Source organism: Mesorhizobium sp. M0207, assembly GCF_040321995.1.
Lineage (GTDB): Bacteria > Pseudomonadota > Alphaproteobacteria > Rhizobiales > Rhizobiaceae > Mesorhizobium.
On sequence record NZ_JAMYSQ010000002.1, the window covers coordinates 78,613 to 100,012 of the forward strand.

20 protein-coding genes are annotated in these 21,400 nt (G+C 62.1%); 13 read left to right on the top strand and 7 right to left on the bottom strand.

The window, feature by feature from the left end:
- The first annotated feature begins 5 nt into the window (after nt 1-5).
- On the top strand, nt 6-545 hold the full coding sequence (locus NKJ15_RS04175) for an NADH-quinone oxidoreductase subunit B family protein (protein WP_352452927.1): 540 nt from the start codon (nt 6-8) through the stop codon (nt 543-545).
- Here the strand turns inward: NKJ15_RS04175 and NKJ15_RS04180 are convergent, their stop codons facing one another.
- The 5 genes from NKJ15_RS04180 to NKJ15_RS04200 form a co-directional block, all read right to left on the bottom strand.
- A complete protein-coding gene (locus NKJ15_RS04180; protein ID WP_352814221.1) occupies nt 546-1,079 on the bottom strand; it encodes a hypothetical protein in 534 nt (177 codons plus the stop codon).
- A gap of 232 nt (nt 1,080-1,311) precedes the next feature.
- Nucleotides 1,312-2,616: an NAD(P)/FAD-dependent oxidoreductase gene (locus NKJ15_RS04185; protein ID WP_352814223.1), complete on the bottom strand. Its 1,305-nt coding sequence runs from the start codon at nt 2,614-2,616 to the stop codon at nt 1,312-1,314.
- The gene (locus NKJ15_RS04190; protein ID WP_352814225.1) at nt 2,616-4,001 is read right to left on the bottom strand and encodes a glutamine synthetase family protein; all 1,386 of its coding nucleotides are present in this window, start codon (nt 3,999-4,001) and stop codon (nt 2,616-2,618) included. The genes NKJ15_RS04185 and NKJ15_RS04190 overlap by 1 nt, the downstream gene beginning before the upstream one ends.
- Entirely contained in the window at nt 3,994-5,289 is a 1,296-nt protein-coding gene (locus NKJ15_RS04195) for a nucleotide disphospho-sugar-binding domain-containing protein (protein WP_352767900.1), read from the bottom strand. Before NKJ15_RS04195 ends, NKJ15_RS04190 begins: the two co-directional genes overlap by 8 nt.
- A gap of 5 nt (nt 5,290-5,294) precedes the next feature.
- Complete coding sequence (locus tag NKJ15_RS04200; protein WP_352767542.1) at nt 5,295-6,233, bottom strand: GntR family transcriptional regulator; 939 nt, start codon at nt 6,231-6,233, stop codon at nt 5,295-5,297.
- A gap of 231 nt (nt 6,234-6,464) precedes the next feature.
- Here NKJ15_RS04200 and NKJ15_RS04205 point away from each other — a divergent pair, with 231 nt between their 5' ends.
- From NKJ15_RS04205 to NKJ15_RS04240, 8 genes are all read left to right on the top strand, one after another.
- Nucleotides 6,465-7,529 (top strand): polyamine ABC transporter substrate-binding protein, encoded by a 1,065-nt coding sequence (locus tag NKJ15_RS04205; RefSeq protein WP_352767544.1) that lies wholly within the window; start codon nt 6,465-6,467, stop codon nt 7,527-7,529.
- Nucleotides 7,530-7,635: 106 nt separating this feature from the next.
- Nucleotides 7,636-8,478 (top strand): ABC transporter permease, encoded by an 843-nt coding sequence (locus NKJ15_RS04210; RefSeq protein ID WP_352767546.1) that lies wholly within the window; start codon nt 7,636-7,638, stop codon nt 8,476-8,478.
- The gene (locus tag NKJ15_RS04215) at nt 8,471-9,265 is read left to right on the top strand and encodes an ABC transporter permease (protein WP_352452932.1); all 795 of its coding nucleotides are present in this window, start codon (nt 8,471-8,473) and stop codon (nt 9,263-9,265) included. The genes NKJ15_RS04210 and NKJ15_RS04215 overlap by 8 nt, the downstream gene beginning before the upstream one ends.
- Nucleotides 9,262-10,335 (top strand): ABC transporter ATP-binding protein, encoded by a 1,074-nt coding sequence (locus NKJ15_RS04220; RefSeq protein ID WP_352452933.1) that lies wholly within the window; start codon nt 9,262-9,264, stop codon nt 10,333-10,335. Before NKJ15_RS04215 ends, NKJ15_RS04220 begins: the two co-directional genes overlap by 4 nt.
- 17 nt (nt 10,336-10,352) lie before the next feature.
- Nucleotides 10,353-11,627, top strand: a complete 1,275-nt coding sequence (locus tag NKJ15_RS04225) for a glycosyltransferase (RefSeq protein WP_352814230.1) — start codon at nt 10,353-10,355, stop codon at nt 11,625-11,627.
- Nucleotides 11,624-11,971, top strand: a complete 348-nt coding sequence (locus tag NKJ15_RS04230; RefSeq protein ID WP_352767552.1) for a cupin domain-containing protein — start codon at nt 11,624-11,626, stop codon at nt 11,969-11,971. Before NKJ15_RS04225 ends, NKJ15_RS04230 begins: the two co-directional genes overlap by 4 nt.
- Nucleotides 11,972-11,994: 23 nt before the next feature.
- Nucleotides 11,995-12,339, top strand: a complete 345-nt coding sequence (locus NKJ15_RS04235; protein WP_352469622.1) for a cupin domain-containing protein — start codon at nt 11,995-11,997, stop codon at nt 12,337-12,339.
- Nucleotides 12,340-12,500: 161 nt separating this feature from the next.
- Nucleotides 12,501-14,009: an aldehyde dehydrogenase family protein gene (locus tag NKJ15_RS04240; RefSeq protein ID WP_352814231.1), complete on the top strand. Its 1,509-nt coding sequence runs from the start codon at nt 12,501-12,503 to the stop codon at nt 14,007-14,009.
- Between the two features lie 127 nt (nt 14,010-14,136).
- Here NKJ15_RS04240 and NKJ15_RS04245 read toward each other — a convergent pair whose 3' ends face one another.
- Entirely contained in the window at nt 14,137-15,468 is a 1,332-nt protein-coding gene (locus tag NKJ15_RS04245) for a PQQ-dependent sugar dehydrogenase (RefSeq protein ID WP_352814234.1), read from the bottom strand.
- Between the two features lie 399 nt (nt 15,469-15,867).
- On the opposite strand from NKJ15_RS04245, the gene NKJ15_RS04250 reads away from it, so the two are divergent.
- Nucleotides 15,868-16,827 (top strand): DMT family transporter, encoded by a 960-nt coding sequence (locus NKJ15_RS04250; protein WP_352814587.1) that lies wholly within the window; start codon nt 15,868-15,870, stop codon nt 16,825-16,827.
- A 68-nt stretch (nt 16,828-16,895) separates the two neighbouring features.
- Here the strand turns inward: NKJ15_RS04250 and NKJ15_RS04255 are convergent, their stop codons facing one another.
- A complete protein-coding gene (locus NKJ15_RS04255) occupies nt 16,896-18,134 on the bottom strand; it encodes an ROK family transcriptional regulator (protein WP_352814236.1) in 1,239 nt (412 codons plus the stop codon).
- Nucleotides 18,135-18,235: 101 nt separating this feature from the next.
- On the opposite strand from NKJ15_RS04255, the gene NKJ15_RS04260 reads away from it, so the two are divergent.
- Genes NKJ15_RS04260 through NKJ15_RS04270 form a run of 3 tightly spaced genes read left to right on the top strand, consistent with a single transcriptional unit; the run spans nt 18,236 to nt 21,392 of the window.
- Nucleotides 18,236-19,501, top strand: a complete 1,266-nt coding sequence (locus NKJ15_RS04260; RefSeq protein WP_023675509.1) for an ABC transporter substrate-binding protein — start codon at nt 18,236-18,238, stop codon at nt 19,499-19,501.
- A 57-nt stretch (nt 19,502-19,558) separates the two neighbouring features.
- Nucleotides 19,559-20,497 carry a carbohydrate ABC transporter permease gene (locus NKJ15_RS04265; protein WP_352466746.1) on the top strand — a complete coding sequence of 313 codons (939 nt, stop codon included), beginning with the start codon at nt 19,559-19,561 and terminating at the stop codon, nt 20,495-20,497.
- Complete coding sequence (locus NKJ15_RS04270) at nt 20,490-21,392, top strand: carbohydrate ABC transporter permease (protein WP_292660005.1); 903 nt, start codon at nt 20,490-20,492, stop codon at nt 21,390-21,392. Before NKJ15_RS04265 ends, NKJ15_RS04270 begins: the two co-directional genes overlap by 8 nt.
- Nucleotides 21,393-21,400: the final 8 nt, after the last annotated feature.

Below are 21,400 nucleotides of genomic sequence, written 5' to 3' on the forward strand. Positions count from 1 at the left end.
CTGTCATGCGCAAGCTTCTTTTTGAAAGCCTGATACGCCCCCCTCTCACCGAGCGTCCGCCGTTGGCAAGCAGCACGGCAGTCGACGAACTCGCACGCGCGCTCGATGGGGCTGCTCACAAACGATTGGGGCGAAGCCTGTCGATCCGGGCGGTCGATGCTGGTTCCTGCAACGGCTGCGAACTTGAGATGCACGCGCTGAACAACGCCTTCTATGACATCGAGCGTTTTGGGATCCGGTTCGTCGCATCACCGCGCCATGCCGATGTACTGCTCGTCACCGGGCCGGTCACAAAAAACATGCGCGAGGCATTGAAGCGGACCTACGACGCAACACCCAACCCAAAATGGGTGGTCGCACTGGGAGATTGCGCAGGCAATGGCGGCTGTTTCGCCGGCAGCTATGCGGTGGTGCGCGGAGTGTCCGAGGCCTTGCCTGTCGATCTGCACATTCCAGGTTGTCCGCCGCCGCCAATCGAAATTCTGAAAGGCCTGCTCGCCTTGCTTGAGGGCGTGAATTCCAAGACTGGTGCTGCCCGAAGGTGACTATGTAGAGGCTTTGCCACGGTTGGCCTTGTCGCTGCATAGATCTAACCAATGCGTAGCCGTGAGTTTAAGGGCATCAGCCAACCTCTGTCCCAAAATTGGAAGGCGCTCGGCGGCGAGAACGGCTAAAACGCCTGCTTTTTCGCCGGCAGCCCAGCGCTTTCGATCGAAGGGGAACCCGTTCCCTAGTCCGAAATGGTTACTTGCGCTGCAGCTAATGTAGTTACAATCTTGTGCAGTCGGAAGCTGCATGGGCCGGCCAGGCGCGAATACCGCCTTCGCCGGCGTCTCAAGGCAGTCGACCACATTTTTGCGGTGCTCTAAGGGGGAAACAATGAGATTGACGATTGTTTGCGCGGCAATTGTGATGGCCGTATCCACCGCCGCCATTGCGCACGAGAAAAAGAGAGTGGTCAGTACAGAAGTAACGTCGGCCGGCGCCGACCTGTCGGGCAGCACGATCAAGAAAAACAGGGAAACAAAATTGGATTGCAGGTCAACCGGAACTGTCTCCAGCGCGATTTCGAAAGACAAATCGGAGCCGCGCCTGGGCTATGAAACAGTTAATCCTGCAATCATATCGATCTATTAGCTGAGGAAATAGCAGGCAGGTCTATCGGCGCTCAGGCTTCGGGAGCAGGGCACGAACCGACTCGCGACCATTGCCTGCGGACCATGTTCAAGCATCGATCAAGTCGGACGCCGCCGCGAAATCAGCCGTTAATCGCTTGGTGGCGGCGCTCGGCCTCATTGCGCATGCCTGCGCTCAATGTTTGATGCGGTCACGCATTGCGTACCAAAGCATGCCGAGCACATAGAGCGGGCCGCGCAGCGCCGTGCCGCCGGGGAACGGCAGCGGGCTTAGGGTCGAAAACAGATCGAGCCGCGAAGCATCACCGGTGATCGCCTCAGCGAGCAGCTTGCCCGACAGCGTCGACAGGATCACCCCCTTGCCCGAATAGCCATGCGCAAAATAGACGTCGCCATAGCGACCGACATGCGGCAGGCGCGATGTCGTCACCGAGACCAGCCCGCCCCAGGCGTGATCGATGCGGCGGCCGCGCAATTGCGGAAAGGTGTTTTCCATGTGCGGCCGCACGAAGCCGGCAATGTCGGCGGGCGGCGACGGCGTATAGCGCTCGCCGCCGCCGAACAGCAGGCGTCCATCCGCCGACAGCCGGTAGTAATTGACGACGAAGCGCGTGTCGGAGACGGCCACATTGCTTGGGATGACGTTGCTCGTGTCGCCCAGCGGCTCGGTGGCGATGATGTAGTTGCCGACCGGCATGATGCGGCTGTTGACGCGCGGCTCAAGCCCGTGGAGCAGCGCATCGCCGGCCAGTACGACATGCCTGGCCCGGACCGAGCCTTTGGCCGTCGAAACCCGGGGGGAAGCTTCCCGCTCCAGCCGCAGCGCCACCGAATTCTCGTGGATGGTGACGCCCGCCGCAGCCGCGGCGCGAGCAAGACCGAGCGTGTAGTTCAGCGGATGCATATGGCCACCGAGCTTCTCGTACATCGCGCCGTGATAAGGTGTGTTCACCATTCCGCGCGCCTGCGCTGCCGACAGCATCTCGACATCATGAAAGTTCATCACCGTAGAAAGGCACTCGGCCTCTTCTTCGAGGTCGCGCAGGTCGGAACCGTTGACCGCACCAGCCAGATGGCCGGTGAGCCTGAGGTCGCAATCGATGGCATGGCGCTCGATCAGACCGAGCACGAGGGCCCGCGCCTCGAAGGCGAGATCGAACAGCGCCCTCCCCCGTTCCGGCCCATATAGCTTGACCAGCCCCTTGGCGCCCTTGCGCAGGCCGGGGATCATCTGGCCGCCATTGCGCCCCGACGCCCCCCAGCCGATCTTGCCGCCTTCGAGCAGCACCACCTTCAGGCCGCGTTCGGCTGCATGAAAGGCTGCGGAGAGGCCGGTACAACCGCCGCCGACCACCACCAGATCGGCGTCGACGTCGCCCTGCAGCGCCGGATGGTCCGGAGCCGGATTGGCCGTCGCGACATAGTAGGATTTGCCGATATCCAGGCCGGAGTTGAAGCCCCCAGAATTGAAGCCCATCATCACACCTTGAGCAGCAGATGGTCGCGTTCCCAAGAGGTGACGACGCTCTGGAACAGGTCGAGCTCAACGCTCTTGACGCGCAAATAGGTCTGGAAGAAATCCTCGCCGAGCACCGCCCGAACCGGATCGCACGCAGCGAAGCGGTCGAGCGCCTCTTCCATGGTTTTGGGCAGCGTGCTCCTGCTGCGATAGGCATTGCCCGACGCTTCCGTCGAACGAGCGATCTTCTCCTCGACGCCGAGATAACCGCAAAGCAGCGAGCCGGCTATCGCCAGATAGGGATTGGCATCGGCGCCGGGCAGCCGATTTTCCACGCGCCGCGCGGTGCGCCCGCCGGCCGGCACACGCAGGCCGCAGGAGCGGTTGTCGTGCGACCACTCGATGTTGGCGGGTGCACTGTGGTTCGGCCGGATGCGGCGGAACGAATTCACGTTCGGCGCAAACAGCGGCATCACCTCGGGAATGTATTTCTGCAGGCCGCCGATGAAATGCCGGAACATCTCGGTGTCGGCGCCGTCACGCCCGGCAAACAGCGTGTTGCCGGCCTCGTCGACGACAGACATGTGGAGATGCATTGAGCTGCCGGCTTGTGCAGCTATCGGTTTGGCCATGAAGGTCGCCTGCATGCCACATTCCTGCGCGGCCTGGCGCGTCATTCGCTTGAACAGCAACACCTTGTCTGCCAGCGGCAGCGCGTCGCCATGCAGGAAATTGATCTCCAGTTGGGCCGTGCCCGATTCATGGATGAGCGTGTCGAGCGGCAGTCCGGCTGCCGCAGCATAGTCATAGAGGCGCCGGATCACCGGCTCGAATTGCTCCAGTGCCGCCATGTCATAGGGATGCTGCACGCTTTCGGAGCGGCCATTGCGCCCGACCGGCGCCGTCACCGGCCTGTCGGGATCGGGATTGGGCGCGGTGAGATAAAATTCAAGCTCCGGCGCCACCACCGCCCGCCAGCCGCGCTGGCGATATAAATCGAGCACGGCCCGCAACACGTGCCGCGGCGAAGCCATCCACGGCCGGTCGTCCATGTGGAACGCATCGGCGAAGACATAGGCCTTGCCTGGCCCGCCACCGGGCGCCAGACAGAGTGTTGCGACATCCGGCACCATCCGCATGTCGGGGTCCTGGTAGGCGAACCCCTCGTCGACGGAACCGGAATAGCGGCCGTCGATGCTGACCAGGAACGCGCTGCTCGGCAGATAGAGTGCTCGGTCCTCGATCGCCTTGAGGAACTTGGCCGCTGGCAGGGCCTTGCCGCGCAGCACGCCGTTCATGTCGGGCACCAGGCACTCGACCTCGCTGACAGCGTGAGCGGCCAACCAGTCTTTCGGGTCGTTGGTGCCGTTCATGGTCGAGGCATCCGTTGTTGTGGTGTCAAGCATCAGGTCGGGTCCTTGCGAGAGCGAGAATGGCTTCGGCAGCCACGTCCGTTCCGGGTGTCAGCGCCATATGCACTGCATTCTCCCGGAGGCGTGCGCGCATTGCAGCATCGGCCATCAGGCCGAGAATGCTTCGCTCCAATTCGTCTTCCGTCCAGCCATCGCGGCTGATGTGGCGCCCGACGCCGGTTTCCTCGGCACGTTGCGCATTGTCATGCCCGTCCCAGCAATAGGGCATGACCAGCGACGGCACACCGAAACGCAGTGCTTCGCAAAAGCTGTTGTTGCCACCATGATGAATGAAGAGGTCGCATTTCGCCACGACCGAAGGCTGTGGAAACCAGGCATCGAGATAGACATTGTCCGGAACGGCGCGATAGCTGTCGCGCAGACCTCCGGCGTTGACAATGAAGCGGGCCGGCAGCCTGTCGAAAACGGCGAGCATCCGCTGGATCAGGCCGACATCCATGGCGCCAAGACTACCGAAACTGACATAAACCAGCGGTCCGCCATCGCGCGGAAAAACCGGCACGTCGAACGGCCCTTCCGAGCGAACGCAGCCTTCGAGATAGACGAAGCTGGCAGGGTCGAGCGGCTCGGCGCGCTGCCTTCGCACAATCGTTGGGGTCAGCAGCAGATTGAGGGCGGGCGAAGGTTCCAGAAAAAGACCCGTCGGCAAGGGCGCAAGACCGGCGTCGGTCCGAAGCCGATTGAAGCGGTCATGGGCTGGAGCGACCGCTGCCAGGTAGCGCGCCTCGAACGCCGCGCGGCTCGGGTCGTCGGCGGCGAGACCGGACAGATAGGGTGGCACATTGGCATCGGGAAGCTCAGTTTCGGCGCAGGAGACGACGCGCACCCACGGGCAGCCGGCGGTCGCCAATGCCGGGAACATGACGACGTTGTCGAGCACCACGGCGTCCGGCTTCAGCCGCGCCAGCAATTGGCGCAGTGGCGCCTCGGCGTTGACCGCAGTGTCTACAATTGCTTGCCAGGTCGGGGCAACGTAGGTTTCGAGCTGATCGATGGGGCTCAGCCTGAAATGCGGCAGATGACGGCGCACGAAGGCCTGCCAGTAGCTCTGGCGTTCGCTGTCGGTCAACGGGTCGTCAGTCGGCAACTGGTATTCCTGAAACCCATAGTCGGCGAACACGCCAGAAAAGCCGGCATGGCAGATGAACACCGGGCGGGCGCCACGAGCGCGCAGGGCCTGCGCTATGCCAACGCAATTCAGCGCAGCGCCGAAGCTCGCTTCCGGAAACAGTGCGATGGTCGGGCTGCCTTTGCGCATGATCCTCGTTATTCCGGCCGGCTGATCATGCCGAACAGCGCGGGCGCCCCGCGACTGGCCGCCTGCGGTCGCTGGCTGCGTGAAAGCCGCAGATGGACCCGAAGCAGATCGGCTGCAACCTCGTACTGCTGGCTCTCCAGATGGTCGAGTATGGTCAGATGCTCGCGCAATGATTGCTTCAGCCGGAAGACATTGACGCCGGCATACGTTCCCGGCAGCCGGCGCAGCCTGAGATGATCGGCCAACGCCTCGCCGACGAAGCGGTTGGCGGAGCCACCGGCAATCATCCCGTGAAAATCGATGTCCAGCCGTTGGAACTCTCTGGAATCGAATGCCGCGTCGGGCAGAGCCAGCAGCATTTCCATGCCCTGTCGCAAGGCTGCCGCGCGCGTCCCATCCAGCCGGAATCCAGGCGCCAGAAGGGCGGCGGGTTCCAGCAACAGCCGGAATTCATAGCTCTCCCCTTGTGCGCCAGGATCGTCCGGCACTCTCCTGAAAAGCCAGGACTGCCCCGGCGCGCGGTCCAGAAGATTTTCCTCGGCCAGTTTCTTCAGCGATTTTAGTACCGTCTTGCGCTCGGCATTATACCGTCGCATCAGCGCGCCGACGGTGACCGTCCGGTCCAGCCGGCGCGCCGAGCGGTCTCGCAGGATCACGTCGGCAAGTTCATCCTCCTCGGCGCTCGGCAGGTCGGCGGCGACGGTCGCCTGGCTTGTGAGGTCTACGGCCAAGCGATAGCCGGACTCAGCCTCCCATTGAACTACGCCTTTTTCAGTGAGCAGACGCAGCGCGGCCCGCACCGGAGTTCGGGATACATTGCAGAGCGAAGCGATCTGCTGCTCCGGGAGATGAGCGCCGGGTTCAAAGCCGCGTTTCCGGGCCACATCGAGAATGCGCTGTGCGAGGTCGAGATGGTTGGTGCGGGGACGTCGGGCTGCAACTTGCATGGCAATTCTCATGAAGGACGGGCGGCGGAGGTTTGGCCGATTGCCCTTGCGGATGCGATCGGCCGGGATTCACCGTAGTTTGACAAATTATGGATTGACGTACTTTTTTCTGCAATAGTACTGTGAGATCAATCGGCAATAAAAAGACCGGGGAACAGGATCAAAGCGGCTACGGCTGCAAGTGCCGGTCCGACGACTAAGTTCGATGATCAACCAGAATGGGAGTCTGTCATGACCACCACCACCCTGCGGCACCGTCCGTTAAGGAAATCCTTGATCGCACTTGGCCTTGGCCTGGCGCTGTCAGCGCCGGCGGCTGCCTCCGACCTCGTTATCTCCAACTGGGACGGCTACATGGCGCCGGATGCCATGAAAGCTTTCAAGGCGGCGACCGGTGTCTCCGGTGAAGTCGTGGTTCACGCCACTAACGAGGAGATCATGGGCAAGCTCGTCGCGTCCGGCGGCAAGGGCTATGACGTGGTCTTCGTCTCCTCGCCCTTCGCCGAAGTGCTGAACAAGCTCGGCCTGATCGAGGCGATCGACCATGCCAAGATCCCTAACCTCGCCAATCTCTATCCCGAGGCGGCGAAGCTGCCGCACGACGCCGGCAACAATTTTTCCGTGCCCTACACTTGGGGCACCACCGGCCTTTGCTACCGTTCGGATCTGGTGAAGGCGGAGCCGGTGAGCTGGAACGACCTTCTCGCCCCGTCCGATGCGCTCAAGGGCAAGACGACGATGCTGGCGACCGACCGCTGGCTGCTTGCCGCCGGCCAACTCGCCAAGGGCTATTCGGTGAACGAGACCGATCGGGCAAAGCTCGGCGAAGTCAAGGACCTGCTGATCTCGGCCAAGAAGACCTTGCTGGCCTATGACGACACGACCTTTTATTCAAAGCTGGTCTCGGGCGAGGCGCTGATGGTTCAGGCCTGGGATGGCTGGTGCAATTACGGGATCGCCGAGAATCCACAAATTAAATACACCATACCGAAAGAAGGCTCGGATCTCTGGGTCGATACGATGGTCGTGATGAAGGCATCGGCCAACAAGGACGCCGCCTTCCAGTTCATCAACTTCATGCTGGACGCCAAGAACCACGCCTGGGCGGCCCAGAACATCGACTACAAGGTACCGAACAAGCCGGCTATGGAAAGCCTGCCGGCGGATTTTCTCGCCAAATTTCCCAATATGAGCATGCCGGTGGCAGAGTTGGTCAAGTTCGAGCAGTTGCGCGATGTCGGCGATGTCCAACGCGATTACTCGAAGATCGTCAGCGAAATCAAGGCCGCGCAATAACCGACATCAAAATCAGAGATCCCGGTCGACGGCGGGGTTTTCGCCGCCGACCGTTGAATGCGGTACCGCAATCTTGTCCCAAACAAGACTTCGCTCATCCTTGCTGATGACGCCGGCGCTGGCCTGGCTCACCGCCTTGATGGTCGTGCCATGCGCGCTGGTGCTGGCGCTCGCCTTCTTCCGGCGCGGCATCTATGGCGGCATCGATTACACTTTCACCCTGGAGAATTTCGGACTGGTGTTCGACCCGCTCTATGCCGGCATCTTCCTCAATTCGGCGCGCATTGCCGGCACGGCAACCCTGGTCGCGGTGGTGATCGGTTATGCCGCCGCCTATGCGATCGCGGCAGCACCCCGGCAACTGCAGCCGATGTTTCTGTTCTTTGCCGTCTTGCCCTTCTGGTCCAACTACCTGATCCGTACCTATGCCTGGATCGTGCTGCTCAACCGCGAAGGGCTGATCACACAACTGCTGCGCTGGTTCGGCTACACCGGCGAGCCGCCGTCGATGCTTTATACCGAAGGCGCCGTCATCGCCGGTCTGGTCTACAACTATCTGCCCTTCGTCATCCTGGCCTGCTACGCGCCGCTGTCGCGGCTCAATCCGGAGCTCGCAGAGGCCTCGCGCGATCTCGGCGCGTCGGCCGTGACCACATTTCGCCGGGTCATCCTGCCACTGACCGTGCCGGGTATCGCCGCCGGTGCTGTTTTCGTCTTCGTGCTGTCGATCGGCAATTTCGTGACCCCTGCTCTGCTCGGCGGTGGGCGCTTCCAGATGATCGGCAATGTCGTCTACGAGCAGTTCCTGACCGCCAATGACTGGCCCTTCGGTGCGGCACTGGCAATGGTGCTGATCGCCATCATGCTGCTGGTGCTGACGGCGCAGGCCCTGGCTGCTGATCGCGCCTCGGGCCGTGCCGCCGAAGCGAGAGGAGGCGCCGATGGCTGAGCGCTCCCTCGCCACGAGGCGCGCGCTCTGGCTCGTGCTTTCACTGGTCCTGGCCTTCCTCTACATCCCGATCGCCGTGCTGGTGGCGCTGTCGTTCAACCAAGGCGGGCTGCCGACCGTCTGGTCGGGCTTTTCGCTGAAATGGTATGTCTCGCTAATCGGAAACGCCGCAATCCTTTCTGCCGCGCTCAACACACTGATCGTGGCGCTTGTCTCGACCGCCATCGCCACGCTGCTCGGCACGCTGCTGGCGATCGGCGTCGAAATACGCCGGCAATACGGCAAAGGTCTCGAGGCGCTGATCTTTGCGCCGATGATCATTCCCGACATCGTGCTGGCGATCGCGCTGCTCAGCTTCTTCTCGATGCTTGATCTCACCTTGGGCCTGCACACCATCATCCTCGCCCATGTCGTCTTCAATCTCGCCTTCGTCTGCTCCGTGGTGCGCGCGCGGCTGAAAAGCTTCGACTGGTCGATCGTCGAGGCCTCTGCCGATCTCGGTGCTTCCGCCCTCACGACATTTCGGCGGGTGACGTTGCCGGTGATCCTGCCTGCCGTTGTCGCCGGCGCGCTGCTCGCCTTCACCCTTTCGGTCGACGAATTCATCATCGCCTTCTTCACCGCCGGCGCCGGCCGCGCCTCGACCACGCTGCCGATGCAGATCTATTCGATGATTCGCTTCGGCATCACGCCGGAGATCAATGCCTTGGCGACTATCGTCATGGCGGTCTCAATCACCGCGCTGACCCTGTCGCAGCGGTTCAACCGTGGGGTGATCGGCCAATGAACGAGCCCCGCACGCTGCTGGCGATCGACAACGTGTCGAAGAAGTTCGGCCGGGTGACGGCGGTCGACGGCATTTCGCTGGATATCCGCGAGAACGAGTTCTTCGCCTTGCTTGGACCTTCGGGCTGCGGCAAGACAACGCTGCTGCGCATGTTGGCCGGCTTTGAGACGCCCAATGACGGGCGCATCCTGCTCGACGGCCGCGACATCGCCAGGACCCCGCCCAATAAGCGGCCGGTCAATCTGATGTTCCAGTCCTATGCGCTGTTTCCGCATATGAGCGTCAGGGCCAATGTTTCCTACGGCCTCGAAATGGAACGCTTGCCTGCAAAGGAAATCCGCTCCCGTGTCGACGCCATTTTGGCGACGACCGAACTCGTTGCCTTCGCCGACCGCAAGCCGGAGCAATTGTCCGGCGGCCAGAAACAGCGCGTCGCGCTTGCCCGAGCGCTGGTCAAGCGACCACGGCTGCTTCTGCTCGACGAACCGCTTGGCGCGCTCGACAAGAAATTGCGCGGGGCCATGCAACTGGAGCTGAAGCGGCTGCAGCACGAGGTCGGCATCACCTTCGTCATCGTCACCCATGATCAGGAGGAATCGCTCGTCATGGCCGACCGTATGGCAGTGCTCAGGGACGGCAAGCTGCTGCAATGCGATACACCCCATGCGGTCTACGAGCATCCGGGGGACCGTTTCGTCGCCGACTTCATCGGCGTCATGAATTTCGTGCCGGGCAAAGCCGCCGGCGACGGCGTGCTGGCAAGCAACGGCGTGCGGATCGCCGGCGATGTTCCCGCAACAATTTCGCCCGGCGCTGCGGCGGTAGCTTCAGTGCGGCCCGAACGCATCCGGCTGTTCCCGTCGGCAGAAACGGCCAACCGTATCTTCGGCGCGGTCGAGGCGCTGGCCTATCAGGGACTCGATCTGCAGCTGCACGTCCGCACCGCCCTGTCGCCAAAGCCGTTCCTGGTGCGCGTCACCGCCGACGCCGCCGACCGCCGCCCGGTCTCGTCGGGCGATACAGTCGAGCTCGGCTGGGATGCGGCTGACGTCAGAATTTTCGCAGATTGATCGAAGGAGAACCTCTCATGGCGCAGAAGACGATCGCGTTCTTTCCGGAGGCCGCCTATGGCCCCGCGCTCAATTCCGTCGGCATAGCCCAGGCGATCGAGGCGCGCGGCCACAGAGCGGTGTTCCTGTCGGACCCCGGTTTCGTCGACGTCTACAAGGGCTACGGCTTCGAGGCTCATCCGGTGAACCTGTCCGAGCCGATGCCGCCGGAACAGATGGCCAAGTTCTGGGAAGACTTCATCAACGGCCACATCCCGAACTTCCGCAAATCGCCCTACGACCAGGTCGACAATTACGTGAAGGATTGCTGGACGGCGATCGTCGACAGCGCCAAATGGGCTGAGAAGGATCTGCCTGGCGTGCTTGCGACGATCAAGCCTGATGTCATCTGCGTCGACAATGTCATCCTGTTCCCGGCAATCAAGCAGTATGGCAAGCCCTGGGTGCGCGTCATCTCCTGCTCGGAAAACGAGATCGAGGACGAGGACATCCCGCCACATCTGTCCGGCTGCGGCGAGAACGACCACGCCTGCCATCGGCGTTACCGCGACCATTTCAACGCCGTCATCAAGCCGATCCATGACGACTTCAATGCGTTTTTGAAAGCGAACAACGAAGCGCCGTATCCGATCGGCCAGTTCTTCGAGGCCTCGCCGTACCTCAATCTGCTGCTCTATCCCGAGGCGGCGAAGTTCAAGCGCCGCTATCCGCTCGACCCGGCAAAATTCCAATATCTGGAAGGCTGCGTGCGGCAGGAGAAGCCCTACACCGTGCCGGTTTTTGCGAAGAATAATGACGGGCCGCTGCTCTATGTTTCCTTCGGCAGCCTTGGCGCCGGCGATGTCGATCTGCTGAAGCGCATCGTCGCAACGTTGGGCAAGACGCGCTACCGGGCGCTGGTCAATGTCGGCGGCTACAAGGAGCAGTACGCGCAAGTGCCCGAAAACGTCATCGTCGAGAGCTGGTTCCCGCAGCCCTCGGTCATCCCGCAGGTCGATGCGGTGATCCATCATGGCGGCAACAACTCGTTCACCGAGTGCCTGTATTTCGGCAAGCCGGCGATCATCATGCCCTACGTCTGGGACGGCCACGACAATGCGACGCGGGTCGAGGAAACCGGCCACGGCTTCGGCATGCCGCGCTACGACTGGAGCGACGCCGAGCTCATCGCCAGGATCGAAACCTGCCTGACCGACCCGGCAATCAGGGCCAAGCTGGCCAAGACGTCGGCCCAGATGCAGTCGCAGAACGGCCCGGAGAAAGCGGCTGCTTTGCTGGAGAAATTGCTGTGATCTCTGCCCCACACCTCCACCAAGCCTCGACCCGCACCGACCTCGTCGACTGGGGCACCCAGCCCGACGCGCTGGAAGGCGCTTCGCACTCCACCGGCAGGCTGGTGCACAAAGGGCCGAACAACCAGCCGGAATCCGGCATCTGGGTCTGCACGCCCGGTCGCTGGCGGCTGGCGATTCCGCGCGACGAATTGTGCCATTTCGTTGCCGGCCGTGCGACCTACAGATCGGTCGACGGCGAGGTGATCGAGGTATCCGCCGCCACGGTTGTCATGTTCCCGGCCGGTTGGACCGGCGAATGCACCGTCCACGAGACCATCCGCAACGTTTACATGCTGGCCTAAAGCCGGCCACTGGAGCTCCCGACATGCCGACACCGATCATGAAATCGCCGCTCGCCCTCACCGACCTGGTCGACTGGGGCGTCATCCCCACCCTGATCGACGGCGAATCCCGCACTTCCGGCAAGCTGCTGCACAAGGGGCCGGAGGGCCGCTCCGAATGCGGACTGTGGGTCTGCACGCCGGGCAAATGGCACTGCCACGTCACCCGCGATGAGTTCTGCCATTTCCTCGAGGGACGCTGCACCTATGTCCACGAATCCGGCGAGGTGATCGAGATCGAACCGGACACCGCAGCGTTCTTTCCGCAGGACTGGAAAGGCGTCTGCACCGTCCACGAGACCATCAAGAAAGTCTACATGATCCGCTGAACCTTCTCGATAATTCTACCCTACCGGACACCTGACGCCGTTTTCTCCGCTTCCGATGCTCATGGACTTTAATCTCCGCTCCGCTTCGGTTCTCGAAAACCACGCCGCCTGTCTCGGCAGGGTGAATTCTCAAAAAGGTTCCGTGCACACGGGAGGACAGAATGGACTTTTCACCTGACCGGCCGACCTTCTTCGTCAATCCGGATTATCGGCCAATGACCGGTGCGGCAAAACCGGTGATCGATCCGGCGACGCTCGAAACCGTCGGCGCGATCACCGCAGCCAGCGACGGCGAGATCGACGCCGTGCTCACCGCAGCGACCAAGGCGCAAACGGCCTGGAAAAAGCTCGACGCCAAGAGCCGTGCCCGGCATCTGCACGCCGTCGCCAACGCCATCGAGGCGGCCGACTTCACGCACTGCGCCGAGCTGATGGTGCGCGAGATGGGCAAACCCTATCCGGAGGCGATCGGCGAGATCGCCAATTGCGCGCCGATCTTCCGCTATTACGCCGAAATGGCGCGTGACGACGCCGGCAAGATCGCCGGCACGACGCAGGCCGGTTCGTTCCAGTATGCCCGCTACGAGCCCTACGGCACGTCGGTGCACATCATGCCTTACAATTTTCCGATCTTGTTGATGTGCTGGACCGTCACCGCCTCGCTTGCCGCCGGCAATGCCTGCGTGATCAAGCCCGCCGAAGCGACAACATTGTCGACGCTGGATTACATGACCGTGTTCCGCTCCCTGCCGGAGGGCCTGGTTTCCTGCATGCCAGGCGGAGCAGCAACGGCGCAGGCGCTGATCGCCTCGGACCGCACGCATGCGGTTGCTTTCACCGGTTCGATCGCCGCCGGCAAGGCTGTCGCCGTCGCATGTGCAGAGCGCATGAAGCCTTGCGTTATCGAGGCCGGCGGCAGCGATCCCCTGATCATCAGCCAACACGCCCCACTGGACGTGGCGGCTGCCGGCAGCGTCACGGCTGCCTTCCATCTCACTGGCCAGGTCTGCACTTCGGCCGAACGGTTCTTCGTGGTTGATGCCGTTCACGACCGCTTCGTCGATCTGTTTGCCGAGAAAACGCGCGCGCTGCGTATCGGCAACGGCCTCGACAAAACCGAGATCGGACCGCTGGTCAGCGAGGCCGCGCGTGCGAAGGTCATCCGGCTGGTCGACGATGCGATCCGCAGCGGTGCCAAAGCGGTCACCGGCGGACGCATTCCGCCGGCACATAATGTAGGCTGGTTCTACGAGCCGACCATCCTGACCGGCATCACCGCCGATATGGCAATCGTGCGCGAAGAGTGTTTCGGGCCGGTCGCCGCAATCTGCCGGGTCAAGGATTTCAACCAGGCGATAGAGCTTGCCAACGACAGCCCCTTCGGTCTCGGCGCCTCGGTCTTCACCACCGATCTAGCCGAAGCGCATGAGGCCGCGGAGCGGCTCGAGGCCGGCATGGTCTGGGTCAACAATCCGCTGATAGACAATGACGCGTTGCCGTTCGGGGGCTGGAAGGCTTCGGGCCTCGGCCGCGAGCTCGGCCGCCAGGGTCTGGATGCATTCCGCCGCTCGAAGATGGTCATCATCGACCACAGACCGGAGATTCAGGGCTGGTGGTATCCCTATCCTGACAGCTGGTTCCGCGAGGCAGGCGGGCGCAAGCATGTTTGACACGACTATCTTCGGGCGTGCTGCTAGCTAAGTGTTTAGGATATCCGCCTCCGCCGAATGCAGCCATATCGGGCGTGGCGCTGTAGCCGAAGGCTGGTGAGATCGGAATCAGAAAGGCCACCTGCGCTCAACGGCCATTCGCCCGGCGGACCCGCCAGATGACATTACCGACGTCGTCGGCGACGAGCAGTGCGCCAGTCTGATCGATAGCGACGCCGACCGGCCTGCCCATCGCCTCGTCATTACGCCCGATGAAGCCAGTGAGCACATCTTCCGGAGGACCGCTCGGTTTGCCACCATGGAACGGCACGAAGATGACCTTGTAACCGCTGCGCACACTCCTGTTCCACGAGCCGTGCTGGCCGACGAAGGCGCCGTTGCCGTAGGCCGGACCGAGTTGCGCGCCTTTGGAGAAGGTCAGTCCGAGCGAGGCGGTATGAGAGCCCAGGGCGTAATCGGGCTTGATCGCTGCCGCCACGAGATCGGGGCGCTGCGGCTTGACGCGTTCGTCGACGTTCTGTCCGTAGTAGCTGTAGGGCCAACCGTAGAAAGCGCCGTCACGAACCGAGGTCATATAATCCGGCACAAGGTCGTCGCCGATCTCGTCACGCTCGTTCACAGCGACCCAAAGCTGGCCAGTCTCAGGATTCCAGGAGAGCCCGTTCGGGTTGCGCAGGCCCGAGGCGAAGACCCGAGTGCGGCGGGTAGACCGATCCACTTCAAGGACAGCGGCGCGGTTCTTCTCGGCGGCTATGCCGTTTTCTCCAACGTTGCTGTTGGACCCAACGGTGACATAGAGCTTGCGTCCATCCGGAGTTGCGATCACGTCCTTGGTCCAATGATGGTTGAGGTCCCCGGCCGGCAAGTCGATGATCTTTTCCGGCGACGTGCTGACTCGGGTCTGGCCATTGGAGTAGGGGAAAGCGACGAGCGCGTCGGTATTCGCGACAAAGAGTTTGCCTTTGGACAGCGTCATGCCGAAGGGCGAATTGAGGCCTTCCGCGAACGTCGTGCGCACATCCGCAATGCCGTCGCCATCGGTGTCGCGCAGGAGCGTGATGCGGTTGGCGCTTTTGGTCGCGGCGCCAGCCCGCTTCATAGCCAGGTCCATGAAGACCTTTCTAAGACTGAAGCCTTCATCATGCTTGGCAGGGGCATTGGTTTCAGCAACCAGCACGTCGCCGTTCGGAAGCACATGTAGCCAGCGCGGATGGTCGAGGCCGATGGCGAAGGCGTTCACCGTCAGCCCCTTCGCCGGGGTCGGCATACCTACTTTCTGCCAGCCTTTCGCCTCGGCGATGTTAACAGTCGGGATCAGCGTCGGTCTTGGTTTCGGTAAAGTGGGGTTGGGGCCATAGCCGGTTATTGCCCTGGTTTTTTGCGCCGGAATGCCAGCGCAGCTTGCCATGACGGTGCCCAACACCGCTACGAGTACGCTTCCTCGGAAGCCGGCATGCATCGGACGTCCTCCGCATGGATCTGTGTCGCGCTCTTTGTGTAAACGGAAGTCAGTGGCTTATTCTTCCAATTGCTTCGAAACAGCGGCGCTCGTGATCCTAGGAACCAGGAATTCGCGACAGATCTGCTCTCGGTAGAAATATGGCGCGAGAAGATTGTGGCAACCGCGCGAATATCTGTCGCGCGATATGAATCTCACATTCGTGTCGCGCGAAATCGATACGGCTTGCGCTGTTCGGTATCGAGTTGCTCATGGGCCAACATGCGTTCGAATGGAAGGAGACCGTGAACGGCGGGACCCACAATGACCCACCGATTGCGCCATCTGGTGAAACAGCTGTTGTTGCTGCTTAGCAAGACGCTGCCAATCTGCTAAAGTCTGCGGTGGGAGGAGACGGATATCCAATCGCTGCCGATAGCACATCCAAGTGTAGCGAAGGCGACACCCGGCGCATCACTTCCGCTCGCCTATTCCCTCGCGACGCTCTGCTGGCTCCTGTCGGCCGGCGTCTATATCGCCGCCAAGTGGGTTGCCCCCGAGATGCCGCCTTGGGCGCTCTGCTTCTGGCGGCTGACGCTCGCGTGCGCGATCCTGCTGCCTATCGTCCATCGTCATCACGGGGCGATGCTCGTGCTGATCCAATCCCGGGTGATCGAGGTGCTGGTCATCGGCACTATCGGGCTAACCTTGTGTCAGGGCATGATCTACACGGGCCTCAACTACACCAACGCGACGACCGCCGGCATCATCATGGCGCTGTCGCCGATCATGACCATGGTGCTTGCCCGCTTCGCGCTCGGCGAGCCCCTTGGTGTCTGGAAAGCGCTTGGAGCGCTGGTCGCTCTGGCTGGGATGGTGGTGATCGTGGCGCGCGGCGACCTTGCCGCGCTGATGCAGCTGCAGTTCAATCCCGGCGAGTTGTGGATCGTCGGCAGCGCGTTTTGTTGGGGCCTCTACACCGTGCTGCTGCGTCGCGCCAAATTCGCTATCGAGCTTCTGCCGATGGTGGTCCTGCTGCTGGGAGCCGGCGCGCTGGCCGCACTGCCCTTCTATCTCTGGGAACTGTTTTCCGGGGATCGTTCGGCGCTGCATGCGAACGGCCTTCTGGCTCTCGCCTATGTTGCCGGCCCCGGCGGCGCTCTGATGTACTATCTCTACAACCGCAGCGTCGAGAGGCTTGGTGCGGGGCGCGCCAGCATGCTGCTCTATCTCCAGACCGCCTTCGTCGCCGTTCTCGCTAATCTGGTCCTTGGCGAAAGCTTGCACGACTACGATCTCGCCGGCGCCGCCTTCATCATCGCCGGCCTGCTGCTCGCCACCGCGATCAAGCCGAGGCAGCGCACGGTGCGTGTCGCGTAGGCAAACATCAGTTCCGCTGCTTCGGCGAGCAGCTCGCAAAATCAGAGCGCCACCCGAAGCAAGCCGGGTCACTGAAGTCGGCTGTTGTGACGCAGCACGAGGCCGACCGCGCCGAGCAATGCGTCGTTCTCCGTGTGCTTGCCAACGATTATCCGCGTGCGCAGCGCAGGCGCCACATCGCGGGACTTGATGAGCGTGTGGCGTTCATATGATGCGATCAGTGGCGCCAGGAGAGTGTCGCCCGCCAAGGCCATGCGGCCGCCGATGATGATGAGCGGCGGATTGAGAACCGAACCGATCAGGCCAAGGCCACGGCCGGCGAACTCGGCGGTGTCCTCGATCATCCGCAGCGCCCTCACGTCGCCCTGCTCGGCCATCATGATCACGTCGTCCATCGTGACCGGCCGCCGCACGATGCGCGAAATCTGCTCGAGCGGTCGGGCAAAGCTGGCATAGAGCTCCAGGCATCCTCGATTACCGCACCGGCAAAGGTCGCCGCCGGGATCGATGCTGATGTGCCCGAATTCGCCGGCGCCGCCGGCGATGCCGCTCACCAGCCGACCGTGCTGGACAATGGCCCCGCCGACGCCCAGATCGACCTTGAACAGCACGAAGTCGTCCTGGCCGACGGCCGCACCCCACATCAGCTCCGCAATGGCCGAGCAGTTGCTCTCATTGTCGGCGAAGATCGGCTGTTCGAGGACCGGCCCGAACACATCGCGGATGTTGACCCCGGCCCAGGTCGGAACGATACTCGCGCGCAGCACCACTCCTTCGCGGCTGACTGGGCCCGAGACGGAGACCCCAACCCCCAGGAGCCCCGCCATCGGCAGACCGTTCTCTTCATAGCATCGGGCAATTACTGACTTGGCGAGCTGGGCCGCTTGTTGCGGCTGGTAGTCCAGGCCCATGGGGATGGTTTGTTCGGCAACGAAAGAATGCGAGACGTCAGCGACGACACACCGCATCTCGTCGAGGCCCAGATGGATGCCGACGCAGGTGCCCGCAGCGGGATTGAGCGTCAATGTCGTGGCAGGCCTGCCAATACCCCTCGCCGCGTCATGATGGGCCGGGGATTCGATTACCATCCCCGACTTTCTCAAGCCATTGAGCGCGGTTGAAACCGTCGACCGCGCCAAACCGGTAATGCGGGTAATTTGCGACGCAGAAAGCACGCCGCGCTCGCGCAGGCATCGGACGATCAGGCTCTCCGGCGACGCGGACGGCCTGTCGATTAGCCAATTTCTAAGCGAAGGTTTGTTCATGATGGGCACAAAGCACGTTGACTGATAGCCCAGATATGTCATCTTGGAAAGAACGGAGATTACTGCATCTCGCCGGCCACGACCTCAAATCGCGGGCCACAAGCGGTCGATACGAACCGTGCATCATATATGGGAGTGAAACGATGAAATACCTGAGGACGGCCTTTGCGGCCGCTACCGCCTTCACCTTGATTACCGGAACAGCCCTCGCGGAGCCGAAGACCAACCTCTTGCATCAATGGGCCACCGGATCGGACGCCCAGGCTATCGCCAAGCTCGGCGAGATGTTTACCGCCAAGGGTGGCACCTGGCAGCAGACCTCCATCGCGGGCCATACGGCCAATACCCTGGCCAAACTGCGTGCCGATGTGATCGCCGGCAACGCCCCTCCCGCTGTGCAGCTAAAGGGCCCCGAGATCGCCGAATGGAACGAGACGGGCATGACAGCCAATCTCGACGACCTGGCGAAAGCGGAAAATTGGGAGAAGGTCGTCGCTCCCGAATTGCTGCCGGTGATGAAGCCGACCGGGAATTGGGTGGCCGCGCCGATGAACATCCACCGCATCAACTGGCTGTGGGCATCGCCGAAGGTCATGAAGGACGCGGGCGTCACCGAGATGCCGAAGACATGGGCGGAATTCAATGCCGCCTGCGACAAGATCGTGGCCAGCGGCAAGATCTGCATTTCGCACTCGACCGCCGACTGGACCGACTCGACCGTCTTCGAAGTGGTCGTGTACGGTCAGGACCTCGATCTCTACAAGAAAGCCTTCGTCGAGGGCGACGTCGACGCCATGCGCAGCGACGGCATGGTCAAGGCCTTCGAGCAGTTCCGCACCATGACCTCGAAGTACATGGACCCCGGCATGAACGGGCGTGACTGGGATACCATGTCGCATCTGGTCGGCCGCGGCGAGGCCGCCTTTCACATCATGGGCGACTGGACGATCGGCCTGCTGACGGCCGGCGGCTTCAAGGAGGGCACCGACTATGTCTGCGCCCAGGCGCCGACCGATTGGGGCAAGCCGGGCTTCATCCTGAATTCAGATTCGGTCGTGTTCTTCAAGCAGAAGGACCCGGACTATATCGAGGGACAGAAGCTGCTTGCCAGCATCATCCTGTCGCCCGAATTCCAGACCATTTTCAATCAGACCAAAGGGTCCATTCCGGCGCGCCTCGATGTCGATCTTTCGAACGGCTTCAACCCCTGCCAGCAACTCTCGCAAAAGGATTTGCAAGCCTCGATCGCCGCCGGCACGCTCGTGCGTTCGATGGCGCACAACATGACGGTTCCGCAAAAGGTCCGCGGCGCAATAATGGATAGCATCACGGAGTTTGTAGCAACGCCGGATATGAGTGCGCAGGACGCGGCCAATGCGATGGCGGATGCGGCCGAAGCGCAGAAGTGACGCTGCCGATGATGGCCGGGGGCGAAGCTCCCGGCCAGACCTCGCCGGAGCAGCCCGATGTCCACCCATGATCTGATTGTACCAGCCGCAGCTGCCGCGGCCCGTCCGTGGCGCGAGCGCCTAGGCACGATGGTGCCCATTCTGGTGCTGGCGCCGTCGATAGCGGCGAGTTTCATCTATGTTTTCGTCTTCACGCTCTGGACGCTCTACATCTCGCTGTCCAATTCGTCGCTGTTGCCGACCTATGGGTTCGTCGGCCTGGACAATTACGCTTCGCTTTGGGCAAACCGGCGCTGGAACATCGCCTATACCAATCTCTTCCTTTTCAGCGGCTTCTATATCGTTGGCTCGATGGCCGTTGGCCTGCTGCTCGCGATCGCGATCGACCAGCGCGTCCGCGGCGAGGCGGTTTGGCGCACCATCTTCCTCTACCCGTTGGCGGTGTCCTTCATCGTCACCGGTACGGTGTGGAGTTGGCTCTATAATCCTGTCGATGGTATCCAGGCCTTCGTTCGCGGACTTGGCTGGACCGACTTCAGCTTCGCCCTGACGGCCAACCGCAACACTGCGATCTATGCGGTGATCATAACCGGTATCTGGCAGTCGTCCGGCTTCGCAATGGCACTTTTCCTGGCCGGTCTGCGGTCGGTCGATCCGGATCTCGTCAAGGCCGCGCAAATCGACGGCGCGTCGGTTTTCCGGACCTATCGGAGGGTCATCCTGCCAACCATCGCCCCGATATTCCTGGCGGTGGCGGTCATTCAGATACAATTCGCCATCAAGACCTTCGACCTGGTGGCGGCGTTGACGCGAGGCGGCCCAGGTGTGTCCACCACCTTCCCCGCCATCTATGTCTACGACCTGATGTTCCAGCGCGGCCAAATCGGCGAAGGTGCCGCCGCGGCGATGATGATGCTCGCTGCGGTCGCGGTTGTGCTGGTGCCGTATTCCTTGTGGATCGTCTGGCGCCGGCGAGCGGAGGGCCGCAATGGCTGAAATTGCCCCTAATGCCCGTTTTGATCCGGAAGAAGCCGCTGCCACGCGCCGGCATTTCTGGAGCCGCTTCCTTGTCTATGCCGTGCTGACGCTTTTCGCGGTCGTCTATCTCGTGCCGCTGCTGGTGGTGATCTTCAACTCATTGCGCGAGCAGTCGGAGATTGCCCGCAACGGCCTCATCTCCGTACCGCGCAGCTTCCGGTTCGATGCGTGGGCGCAGGCCTGGGGATCCTACTGCGTCAGCGGTACCTGCGAGGGAATGAAGCGCAATTTCTTCAACTCCCTGGCGATGACGATCCCCGCCACCATCATCTCGACCATTCTCGGCGCCATGAACGGCTACATCCTCTCCAAATGGCGCTTCAGGGGCTCTGAACTGATTTTCAATCTGATGCTGCTCGGCGTATTCATGCCCGGCCAGATTTCGCTGATGCCGTGGGCGTTCCTGCTCGGCAAGCTCGGCCTGACCAATTCCACATATGGGCTGGTGCTGATCCACGTCGTCCAGGGCATCTCGTTCACCACCCTGTTCTGCCGCAATTTCTACGTCAGCATACCGGACGACCTGATCAAGGCGGCACGCATCGACGGCGCCGGGTTCTGGCGGATCTTCCGCAAGATCATCCTGCCCCTGTCGCCGCCCATCCTGATCGTCACCGTCATCTGGCAGTTCACCGGCATCTGGAACGAGTATCTGTTCGGCGTCGTCTTCACATCGGGCCAGCAGCAGCCGATCACAGCGGCACTGGTCGCGCTCACGGCCGGCGGCACGACCGCGCGTGCTTACGATGTGATGAGCGCAGCCGTGCTGATCGGAGCGTTGCCTCCGCTGCTCATCTATCTGTTCGGTGGAAAATACTTCGTGCGCGGCCTCACCCAGGGCGCCATCAAATGAGGCGTCGC

Coding starts and splice junctions, on each gene's coding strand:
- NKJ15_RS04175 (WP_352452927.1), top strand. CDS start 6: ATGCGCAAGCTTCTTTTTGAAAGCCTGATACGCCCCCCTCTCACCGAG.
- NKJ15_RS04185 (WP_352814223.1), bottom strand. CDS start 2,616: ATGATGGGCTTCAATTCTGGGGGCTTCAACTCCGGCCTGGATATCGGC.
- NKJ15_RS04190 (WP_352814225.1), bottom strand. CDS start 4,001: ATGCTTGACACCACAACAACGGATGCCTCGACCATGAACGGCACCAAC.
- NKJ15_RS04200 (WP_352767542.1), bottom strand. CDS start 6,233: ATGCAAGTTGCAGCCCGACGTCCCCGCACCAACCATCTCGACCTCGCA.
- NKJ15_RS04205 (WP_352767544.1), top strand. CDS start 6,465: ATGACCACCACCACCCTGCGGCACCGTCCGTTAAGGAAATCCTTGATC.
- NKJ15_RS04210 (WP_352767546.1), top strand. CDS start 7,636: ATGACGCCGGCGCTGGCCTGGCTCACCGCCTTGATGGTCGTGCCATGC.
- NKJ15_RS04215 (WP_352452932.1), top strand. CDS start 8,471: ATGGCTGAGCGCTCCCTCGCCACGAGGCGCGCGCTCTGGCTCGTGCTT.
- NKJ15_RS04220 (WP_352452933.1), top strand. CDS start 9,262: ATGAACGAGCCCCGCACGCTGCTGGCGATCGACAACGTGTCGAAGAAG.
- NKJ15_RS04225 (WP_352814230.1), top strand. CDS start 10,353: ATGGCGCAGAAGACGATCGCGTTCTTTCCGGAGGCCGCCTATGGCCCC.
- NKJ15_RS04235 (WP_352469622.1), top strand. CDS start 11,995: ATGCCGACACCGATCATGAAATCGCCGCTCGCCCTCACCGACCTGGTC.
- NKJ15_RS04240 (WP_352814231.1), top strand. CDS start 12,501: ATGGACTTTTCACCTGACCGGCCGACCTTCTTCGTCAATCCGGATTAT.
- NKJ15_RS04245 (WP_352814234.1), bottom strand. CDS start 15,468: ATGCATGCCGGCTTCCGAGGAAGCGTACTCGTAGCGGTGTTGGGCACC.
- NKJ15_RS04255 (WP_352814236.1), bottom strand. CDS start 18,134: ATGACATATCTGGGCTATCAGTCAACGTGCTTTGTGCCCATCATGAAC.
- NKJ15_RS04260 (WP_023675509.1), top strand. CDS start 18,236: ATGAAATACCTGAGGACGGCCTTTGCGGCCGCTACCGCCTTCACCTTG.
- NKJ15_RS04265 (WP_352466746.1), top strand. CDS start 19,559: ATGTCCACCCATGATCTGATTGTACCAGCCGCAGCTGCCGCGGCCCGT.
- NKJ15_RS04270 (WP_292660005.1), top strand. CDS start 20,490: ATGGCTGAAATTGCCCCTAATGCCCGTTTTGATCCGGAAGAAGCCGCT.